General features: G+C 36.2%; 11 protein-coding genes and 1 pseudogene. 5 read left to right on the plus strand and 7 right to left on the minus strand.

What is annotated here, in order from left to right; translation table 11 throughout:
- Positions 1 to 237: 237 nt before the first annotated feature.
- From HE1_RS00335 to HE1_RS09480, 5 genes are all read left to right on the plus strand, one after another.
- Positions 238 to 591 (plus strand): hypothetical protein, encoded by a 354-nt coding sequence (locus HE1_RS00335; RefSeq protein WP_035543300.1) that lies wholly within the window; start codon positions 238 to 240, stop codon positions 589 to 591.
- On the plus strand, positions 581 to 2,020 hold the full coding sequence (lpdA, locus tag HE1_RS00340; protein WP_006287855.1) for a dihydrolipoyl dehydrogenase: 1,440 nt from the start codon (positions 581 to 583) through the stop codon (positions 2,018 to 2,020). Before HE1_RS00335 ends, lpdA begins: the two co-directional genes overlap by 11 nt.
- Before the next feature lie 171 nt (positions 2,021 to 2,191).
- Positions 2,192 to 2,692, plus strand: coding sequence for a disulfide bond formation protein B (locus HE1_RS00345; RefSeq protein WP_162531123.1), 501 nt, complete (start codon positions 2,192 to 2,194; stop codon positions 2,690 to 2,692).
- Between the two features lie 98 nt (positions 2,693 to 2,790).
- Positions 2,791 to 3,018, plus strand: a complete 228-nt coding sequence (locus HE1_RS07855) for a hypothetical protein (protein WP_373279889.1) — start codon at positions 2,791 to 2,793, stop codon at positions 3,016 to 3,018.
- A 154-nt stretch (positions 3,019 to 3,172) separates the two neighbouring features.
- Positions 3,173 to 3,376, plus strand: a complete 204-nt coding sequence (locus HE1_RS09480) for an IS1 transposase (RefSeq protein ID WP_052567126.1) — start codon at positions 3,173 to 3,175, stop codon at positions 3,374 to 3,376.
- 232 nt (positions 3,377 to 3,608) lie between these two features.
- On the opposite strand, the gene HE1_RS08485 is transcribed toward HE1_RS09480, so the two are convergent.
- From HE1_RS08485 to HE1_RS08490, 7 genes and pseudogenes are all read right to left on the minus strand, one after another.
- Positions 3,609 to 4,976: a hypothetical protein gene (locus tag HE1_RS08485; RefSeq protein ID WP_035543304.1), complete on the minus strand. Its 1,368-nt coding sequence runs from the start codon at positions 4,974 to 4,976 to the stop codon at positions 3,609 to 3,611.
- 1,072 nt (positions 4,977 to 6,048) lie between these two features.
- Positions 6,049 to 6,201: an IS630 transposase-related protein gene (locus HE1_RS10145; RefSeq protein WP_084490781.1), complete on the minus strand. Its 153-nt coding sequence runs from the start codon at positions 6,199 to 6,201 to the stop codon at positions 6,049 to 6,051.
- A 136-nt stretch (positions 6,202 to 6,337) separates the two neighbouring features.
- A complete protein-coding gene (gene ruvB, locus HE1_RS00365) occupies positions 6,338 to 7,333 on the minus strand; it encodes a Holliday junction branch migration DNA helicase RuvB (RefSeq protein WP_035543309.1) in 996 nt (331 codons plus the stop codon).
- A complete protein-coding gene (locus HE1_RS00370) occupies positions 7,334 to 8,206 on the minus strand; it encodes an AI-2E family transporter (protein ID WP_084490784.1) in 873 nt (290 codons plus the stop codon). It lies immediately after the preceding gene.
- A 175-nt stretch (positions 8,207 to 8,381) separates the two neighbouring features.
- Positions 8,382 to 8,987: a CDP-alcohol phosphatidyltransferase family protein gene (locus tag HE1_RS06280; protein WP_084490786.1), complete on the minus strand. Its 606-nt coding sequence runs from the start codon at positions 8,985 to 8,987 to the stop codon at positions 8,382 to 8,384.
- A gap of 153 nt (positions 8,988 to 9,140) precedes the next feature.
- Positions 9,141 to 9,308, minus strand: coding sequence for a hypothetical protein (locus HE1_RS07865; RefSeq protein ID WP_206537200.1), 168 nt, complete (start codon positions 9,306 to 9,308; stop codon positions 9,141 to 9,143).
- Positions 9,309 to 9,361: 53 nt separating this feature from the next.
- Positions 9,362 to 9,595: pseudogene (locus tag HE1_RS08490) on the minus strand (hypothetical protein); the annotation flags it as partial.

A 9,595-nucleotide genomic window follows, 5' to 3' on the forward strand; every position in this document is an offset into this window, starting at 1 on the left:
GTGGTATCCTTAAACCCCTTGAAGACGTTTTTTGATCAGCGGAAAGATGCTTATCCAAAGGCGCCGTTCTGCCTGATCTTTGATCAAGGCCCCCACAAGCAAAGACACCAAAAAAGCAGCGTAAAAAAGGGGGATTGAGGTGCATTATTTTCCCTCCCTAGCCCCCATAAGTGTTGAAAGTGGTTGAGATAGATATTATGAGTATAAAGTTTTAATTTTATAATGATGTATTGATATATGGAAGAATTAGAAAATATTATGTCTTTAATAAAAGAAGAAGATTTAGAGAGACTAGGAAAACTTTACGATGTCAATAGATATAATAATAAAATCACCGGAGAATTACTATTCAAAGGTTTGCTGAGATTAATACTCCTTGGCAAGAAAACTAGTTTAAGAATGTTAGAAAAGCTAATCAACCAAGGGTTTGGATCAATGCAAAGTGGCATTGAAGCGACATATAGTGGCATTTCAAAGCGGTTAAAAGTAATCAAATGGGAGTATTTTGAAGGAATATATAAAGTTTTTCACCCTCTAGACAGAGTACTTAAAAAATTGATAGAATTACAAAATTATTATCGTGTATGTTGATCCGCCACTGGGAGAAATAAAATTGAAATACGATATTGGGATTATTGGTGCAGGACCGGGGGGCTATGTGGCTGCTATTAGGGCTGCTCAACTTCAGCGCTCTGTAGTGCTTATAGAAGAAGCTAACTTAGGTGGGGTTTGCCTTAATTGGGGGTGTATTCCCACAAAATCACTTTTGAAAAGTGCTCAATTGTGGGGAGATCTTGAAAAAATGTCTCAGCACGGCATTTTCGTTCAGGGAAAAACGTTCGATCTTCAAAAGATGGTTGCGCGTTCTCGACAAGTTTCTCAAACTCTTTCTAGCGGTCTTCAAGGATTAATGAAAAAACACAACGTTACCGTAATAAAAGGAAGAGCCCACATAGAAGCGTGTTTTCCTAATAATATTTTGGTTCAAGTGTCTGGTCTGGACATCCCATTTTTAGAAGTTGAAAATTTAATTCTTGCTACTGGGGCAAAACCAAAACATCTTCCCTTGGATATTCCCCAGTCCATTCGTTGGAATGCCAGTGCCGCTATGACTCCAGAGTTTCTTCCAGGACGTTTGCTGATTATTGGTGCCGGAGCTATTGGTATGGAATTTGGATCATTTTATCAAGAATTAGGAACAAAAGTCACTATTTTAGAGCAAGGACCTTGCATTTTACCCTGTGAAGATAGTGAATGCAGAGATATGGCTTACAAAGCCTTTAAAGAAAAGGGGATGGAATTCCACCTAGGAATGGAGCTCTTATCTGCAGAAGTCAATCAGGGAAAAATTTCTGCAAAAATGAGTTGCAAAGATGGGAGTAAAGTTGAGCTTTGGAATGGATGCGCCCAAACAGATCGAATATTGGTTGCTATAGGTGTTACGGGGAACGTACAAAATTTAGGAATAGAGAAAACGAAAGTTCAGGTTTCTCAAGGGCACATCGTTGTAAACGAAATGTTTCAAACTTTACAGCCTAATATTTACGCAATCGGAGACGTTATTGGCGCGCCTTGGCTTGCGCATCTTGCCAGTCATCAAGGTATAGCTTGTATAGAGTACATAATCACGGGAAAAAAGCATAGCATTGATCCGTTGTCTATTCCTGGATGTATTTATACTTTGCCTCCTTTGGCAAGTTTTGGGCTCACAGAAGAAAAAGCCAGAAAGAGCCATGCTGTGCGCATTGGACGGTTTCCTTTTTCCGGAAACGGTCAAGCATTAGCGCAAGGCTCAGGTTCTGGGTTAATTAAGGTTATTTTCGAAGAGGACACAGGAGAGTTGTTGGGTGCACATCTTTTTGGACAAGGCAGTCCTGAGTTGCTAAGTTCTCTTTTAGTGGCAAAAAAGTTAGAAGCAACTCCAGAGGCGCTTTCTGATGTTATTTTTCCTCACCCAACGATGAGCGAAATGTTGCACGAAGCCGTACTTTCTGCTCAAGGACGAGCACTTCACGCGTAAGCTAAGATATTGGGGCGATTAAAGGTAAAAAAATTTTTATCAACTCGTTTTTTTATAGGGGGAATTAAATCAAAACTTTTCAGAAACTTTTTTAGAAGGAATAAAGAAAATTTTGAAAGTATTCTATTATAATGGGGAGAAGTCTAAAAAGTAAAATTTTTGAAAATCATGTTGGATGTAAGAACGAGTCAACTGTATTCTTGGAACACCTTAATACGTGCCTTAGGGGGGATTGCTTTTATGATGGCGATCTTTGCATACATTTTGGATTATTTTTTTGGGTATACTGGGTGCACATTATGTCATGTAGAGCGAACCTTACTAATGATTACTGGGACTTGGACCGTTTACGCATCATCTAGCTGGATAGCTTTTGGATTGTGGTGTTTGGGGGGGGGAGTGACCTTTTATCACCTTTCGGTTCAAAATCATTGGCTCCCCTTAGCATCTTTTTGTAAAGCACCAGTTCCATCTGGAGACACGTTAAATGCTCAAATGGAAAATTTTTTATCAAAACCCGGAGTTTCTTGTGATGAAATTACGTTAAAAATATTAGGAATTTCTGCAGTTTATTTTTTATTTGCTTTTTTTACAACAGGGTGTCTAATAATATTATGGAAGATTCTTAAAACTTCTAAGAAATATTACACTTTACAAAGGTTTACAAAATAAGTATTAGAAAAAAAGAAGCTTTTAACTAAAGATATTTTTTATTAGGATTGGTAAGGATGTCTTTAAAAAGTCTCTAAAAATGATTGTATGTAAAATTTGTGAATATTCGGATTGCTTTAAAAGCGGTTTTGTTCGAGGAGGTCAGCGGTACAAATGTAAAAAATCCTTGTTTTATACGTAAACGGCTTTTCAATGAACCGAATTGCTCAGCTTTTTGGTGTCGGCGCCACCGCCGTTTTGAAGCGGGCGGGCACCTTATAATCAAGGCTATGCGCCAAAATCGAGCCATCTCCAGAAGACAAAGGTATTGTCATGAAAGTCGATGAATTTTGGCATTATTTAAAAAAAGAAGCAAAAAATTTGGATTTTTAAAGCTTGTATTTCTAAATCCTACGATCGTGCTGGAAAACGGCTCATCGATTGAGAATTTGGTGATCTCTCGAGTCAAACATTCAAACGGCTTTTTGAACGATTGAAAAAATGGAAAATTTTCTTGCAGAGATCATTGTTTCTTGCAGAGATCATTGGGCAGGTTTTAATAAAATCATTCCAAGCACCTGCCTATTTCAGGGAAAAGATAAAACGTTTTGCATTGAACAAAATAACGCTCAAAACCGCCATTGGTTTGCGAGATTTTGTCGCCCCCCTTGCAAACTAAACGATCACTTGAAATGCTGGAGGTAATAATGCGTATTTTTGCGGCACTTCACGTTAATAAAACTTTGAAAACAATCTACTATCTTTGGTTAAAAACCTCAAAAAATTAAATTAATTGAGGACGGGCCTTAATTACACTTACTTTCTGATTTTTTTTAGACTGAAAAAACTTTGATTTTAATTTTCTCTTGCCTTGTGATGAGAGCACCTTACCAAATTTTTTTCAATCATTCGTAAAATTTAAAAAAAACGTTGATAACTATTTATTTAAGAAAGAATTCATCTCTTCAATAATCGCTTTACTGACGGGCTTGCCCTTTTCTAATAAAACATCGTAGTGTGTACCAAGTTCTTCAGAATCTTGCAATAAATATAACCAGTGTTGTGCTCCTTGACACTTAAAAACTCTACTGCTTGTAATGGGGGAAGGCAAAGAACCCTTCGCAATTTTTCCAGTAAAAATTTCAATGTTTACTTTTAGGTGCTGAGACACTTCTTGAAAAAACGTACTTCCATTTGGGGGACGAAACGCAGTCACTGCCTGAGCTGTTTCAACCATTCTTCCACCATGTTTTTCAACCGCACTAGACCAACTTTTACACAACTGGAAAATATTGTCTTTTAACAGATTGAATTGTTTTGCAATATCTAAACCTGCATCATCTTTTGAGCCTTTTTGCATTATGTTGCTTGCTTTTTGACTTGTCAATTTTCCTGAAGGATCAAGCACATCAATAATCTCAAAGACCTCTTGGAAAAAGTCCCCCCTAGACTGGGGATCTTCAAAATTTTTTGATAATGTGAAGACACAAGAAATCATAATGTTAATCATATCTTCAGGAGCAATTCCTAGATGGCTCCACAAACATGATCCATCATTGAATCCGGGAATTCGTACAAACATCTTATTTTGTCCTTGATTGCTTTCAAGAGAACAGTCACGAAATAAATTTTGCGCCTTGCGTTTTTCAGCTTCAAATGTATTCCAGGGGATTATTTTGCTCATGTTGGAATCATTTTTTTCCCAAAATTTTTTCTTACTTCCTCCAAAAATTGCAGTTTTGAAGAATGGAGCATCAGTTTGTTGCGTCTGTACTTGTGCAAGCTGTTGCTCTTCATACTCTCGTTTCGATTGTTGTATCACTTGCTGTAAAGTCTGAGCTTGTGCTTGTTGTTGCTTTTGTGCTTGTTCTTGTTTTTGTGCTTGTTGTTGCTTTTGTGCTTGTTGTTGCTTTTGTGCTTGTTGTTGCTTTTGTGCTTGTTCTTGTTTTTGTGCTTGTTCTTGTTTTTGTGCTTGTTCTTGTTGTTCTTTATACTCTCGTTCCGATTTTTCTCTTGTGTGCTTTAAAATCTTTTCAAATTGTTGTTGTTCCTCATGCTCTCGTTTCGATTTTTGTATTACTTGCTGTAAAGTTTGTGCTTGTGCTTGCTGTAAAGTTTGTGCTTGTGATTGCTGTGATCTTCCCTTTGCTTGTTGTGGGTGCATGTTTACTGGGGGGGGGAGCCTTCTCAATTTTTCACTTTTTCGAGATTTTTTATTCTTCGACTTCGAATTATCTGATGCATAGGAAGAAGTTGCAATTTCAAGAATGGTGACAAATAGAAAAAAAATTTTTATTGCTTTCATTTAATAAACAAAATTAACATTTACTTAACAATTCTATAAAAAAACCAAACTTTTGTCAACAAAAAAATAATATTTTGTTTTATTGCATTCAATCAATCACTGGATTTCTTTCAAAATCTGTGAACTAAGCTCATTACTAATCTTAAGTCTAAAGCATTTGATTTCTATTTTCGTGATAATCTTCAATAATGTTTATTTTTATTAAAATAATCTTTTCTGTATTTCTCATCACTTTAAATCAGTAATCATAAAAAAGTGTATATTCAACTCCACATAATTTTGGTATGAGTTATTGTTCTTAAAACGATAGGTGATGAAAAAATTTATGAGTCTTTAGTTCGCTCTTTTTTCTAGACACGCTTTGAGTTGAGAGTACTTAATTTATCTCCGCGCTTAAGAGCTGCAAGAAATACCGTTTTAACTGCACCTGCTTTATTGACATTCATCGAGATGTTTTCGTGGTTGATTCGTTAGTTTTTAGTGTATAGTCGAAGCTCCTCGACCAACGAAGGCGATACTATAGTCATTTAGCCTGAAGATGAGATTTGGAAGAATGCAGAAATAGCCTCATAAAACTTTAGTTTTCTGTGATCGGTGAAGCATAAGTATCCATAACTACATCCTGATCTGGCTTCAGCTCCTTTATTAAAAATTGTTCCCCCCAAGTTTCGAATACCTTCATAGTACAAGATCCACTCATTGGAGCTATCGATTTATTATTCACGGATCCCGCTATAATATTTGTTCGCGCGTAATATTTACCACTTTTTTTACCTATTAGCTTCTTACCTTTTTCGTCCTATCCTCTATCTTTGAAAATCGTTAGCTCTATACCACTTTCATCACTATATACAAAGCTTTCAGTCGCTATGCCTTTTATAGCGCCTTGATTAATTGCTTCGTTTTTTTTCGCGTACTTTTACATAGGTAAAGGCTTTTTTTTATAGCTAACTCCTAACTTTTTTAACCTTCCGTATACAGAAAAAATACTTGCGTTAACTAGCTTTGCTGCCTCAGCTCATTCCTTATCTCTATTGGCTTGAATGTAAATCCCTACCCCCGTGGGGCAGACCTAATTATCCCTTCTTTTTTGTATCTTATCCCCCCTACTTACGCTGCTTTTACTAACTTTAAATATTTTTGATGTCGTTTTTTGATCTTTACCAAGTTTAATATATTCTATTACTTGCTCCCTTAGATCGAAGCTGTTTTGTTTCTTTGTCATTTTCTGTTAAAAATAACACCTCTCTTCCCCATTTTTAATCTGAATTACTATACAAATAATTAAAATGAACTCAAACAGTATCTTTTATAGAACTGTCTGCAAGGACTGCATTGCAGACTTGTTATTTTCTTATCACTTATTTAACAGAAAATTTGCACAAAGAAAGTGCTTCTCGGCCTAGTTCAGTAAGAATGCGTCCTCGAGGTGTGCGTTGAATAAGTGCTCTTTGTAGAAGATACGGCTCAACAACGTCCTCTAAGGTGTCTTTTGTTTCATTAAGAGTTGCAGATAACGTTTCAATTCCGACAGGCCCCCCCTGAAACAGACTTCCTAATGCAAATAAATATCGTTGATCCAAAACGTCTAGTCCCAATACATTAATGCCAAGGGCGCTTAGCGCCTTTAATACTAAAGGTTCATCAATAAGAGAAACATTCCAGGCGTCTGAAAAGTCTCGAATCCGTCGTAATAATCGCAATCCTATTCGGGGAGTTTCTCTGGAACGTAACGCAATTGCGTGCATGGCTTCTTCAGTAAGGGACATGTTTAGGGTTTTTGCTCCTTGAAAAATAATGGCTTGCATTTCCGGTATCGTATAAAATCTTAAAGCCAGCGTTATTCCAAAACGGTCTTTTAATGGAGAGCTTAGCATTCCTATTCGGGTCGTTGCGCCAATCAGCGTAAAAGGCTCTAAAGAAAGGCGCATAGATTGAGCATGTGGTCCGTCTCCTAAAATAATATCCAGCCGTCGATCTTCCATAGCACTGTAAAGCGCTTCTTCCAAGGCAACGGGAAGCCGATGAATTTCATCAATAAATAAAACATCTTGCTTTTGTAATCCAGTTAACAACGCCGCCAAATCACCAGTTTTGGTCAACACAGGAGCTGAAGTTATTTTTAGTTGACTTTCGCAATCTTTTGCAATCAAATGCGCTAATGTCGTTTTTCCAAGACCAGGGGGACCATGTAACAACACATGATCTAAGGATTCCTTTCTATGCTTAGCTGCTTTTAAGAAAATTTTTAAATTTTCAATACATTGTGTTTGTCCGATAAATCCGGAAAAAGAACTCGGCCTTAAAGAAAAGTCTAAAGCATTTTGTTCAGGCATTAATGTAGAATCTCTTGTCATCTATCTTTCCCTTCCTTGATATAACGTGCTTTTTAGATAATACTCTCTTATTAACCTCAAAAACGCTACAACTATAGCTGTTAATGGAGCCGAAAGAAGGACTCCAACAAATCCAATGCTATGGCCTAAAGAAAAAATAGCAAGCAGCACAATAATGGGATGTACCCCAATACGTTTTCCAATAAGAAACGGTGTTAAAAATAATGCTTCTAGGCCGTATCCTAAAACAAAAATTACACCTAATATTTTAAGACTAACAGAGGCAGATGTTAAAAGTGCGATCAAAAAAGATACGCAAATTCCTAAAAATACGCTGACATAAGGAATAAAAGAAAAGACCCCAATAAGAACTCCAATAAGCCATCCAAATTGTAATCCAGAGTATTTAAGAGCAATTCCATAATATCCACACAAACTTATGCATACTAGTGCTTGCCCTCTTAAATATGCAGAAAAGGTTAAGTGAATACTTTCTATTCCTTTTAATACTTCTTTTCGATAAGGAATGGGAATGCAAGTGGTTAAAGCTTTTATGAATGCTCCCCAATCTTTCATGATATAAAAGCTTAAGAATGGCGCCATAGCAATGATTGTCAAGACTTTTGCTACAGTCCATCCACTTTGAAGAACATAAAACATAATTTCTTTTAGTTTAGTTGTAGTGATAGAAAGTCCATCTTCTAGGGTGCGTTCTATCCAATACCCGTTTTGGGATGGAATGTGCATTTTTTTTAAAGTAGAAGAAATCATGCTTAAAATTTCTTCTTTTCCTACGGATAAATTCTGAAATAAAAAATTAAAAGATGCTTGACAGAAGGAATTAATACTATGCACGTTGTTCCCAGAATGCAATATGTAAAAAAAGTAATGCAAAAAGCACTAATTCCAGGAGCAATATTGTGATTTTGAGCCTTCAAGATTAAAGGACGCCATAAATACGCCCACACAAATCCTACGATAAAAGGAATCAATGCTCCAAAACTCCAATAAAATATTGCAGTTACGCTTAATAGAAAACATATACTTAGACATCTTGTTTCAAATTTCGTCATAGCAAATGCCCTTTAGCCCGAAATACGTAAATCAACCAGGCAATACTCATGGTAAGTGTTACAATCCAAAGATAAACATCATACCCTATATGGTGCCATGGATAAAGAATACGACTCATTGCCAATAAAATTAAAACACACTGACTAAACATTGCGATTTTTCCCCAGAGTATTGCCTTTAGGGGGAAATGCTTATAGGATTTTGCACCATACAAACTGCCAATTATTAAGGTAACTTCTTTTACTAATGTTAAGTAAAAAAACCACTTCGGTAAAACAGTACGCTTTACTAGCCCAAATATTACACTCATGATCATAATCTTATCTGCCAAAGGATCTAAGATTGTTCCTAATGTTGAGGTAATTTTATAGGATCTTGCCCACCACCCGTCTAAAACGTCAGTTAACATAATGCAGGAAAAAACAACCATCAAGGTCCAATCAAGGTGATATTGCAACCGAATTCCCATCCACAATCCCAAAAAACACCGAAGTCCTGTTAAAAAATTAGGTCCCCAAGCTTTTTTAAAATTTTTTTTACCATTAACAAAAATGTGACTTCCACAACTTATACTATACGAGATTTCGTTAAAAAAATAAATTTCTGTATCTTAGTATTTATTTTTAGGAATTTTAATTTTTTAAAAAACATTAAAATTACTTAGAACCTGTCTTCACAATCTGATAAAAAGCTTGGTTAGGAAGTAAATAACATGCCCTATCCGAGATAATAAAATCTCATTTGATACAGGGGATTATGGTAAAAAACCATACTCCTCCTCACTTTTTTTCAGGTAGTTTAAAAGATCGCTGAAATCAAAGAATAAGCGTTTATCTTTGATCCACCTAAGTCCCCTTGTGAAGTATGAATACAAAGGTGCTCTGACCTTCAAAGGCTTTTTAGAGGTGCCGAAGTTGGCCAATGGATTATCTTTTATACGGATAAAAAAAGGGATCTTGTGGTCACACAAATAAGTCACACAAATAAGTCACACAAATAAGTGATCCAATCTTTGCCCACAAATTCGCGATCAGCTGAAAAGGAAAGAATTTTATCGACCCCAAAGATTTCCTTAAATTGGCTTAATAAACTGATGCGTGCTTGGGTGTGCGAATTTTCCTGGTGATCAAGCATGCTCCAAAACAAAGAAAATGAAATCTTTCCAACTCTAACAGCTAGTACGAGGCAATTGATATTCTGCGTTCCAAA

This window comes from Holospora elegans E1 (genome assembly GCF_000648275.1).
Classification (GTDB): Bacteria; Pseudomonadota; Alphaproteobacteria; order Holosporales; family Holosporaceae; genus Holospora; species Holospora undulata_A.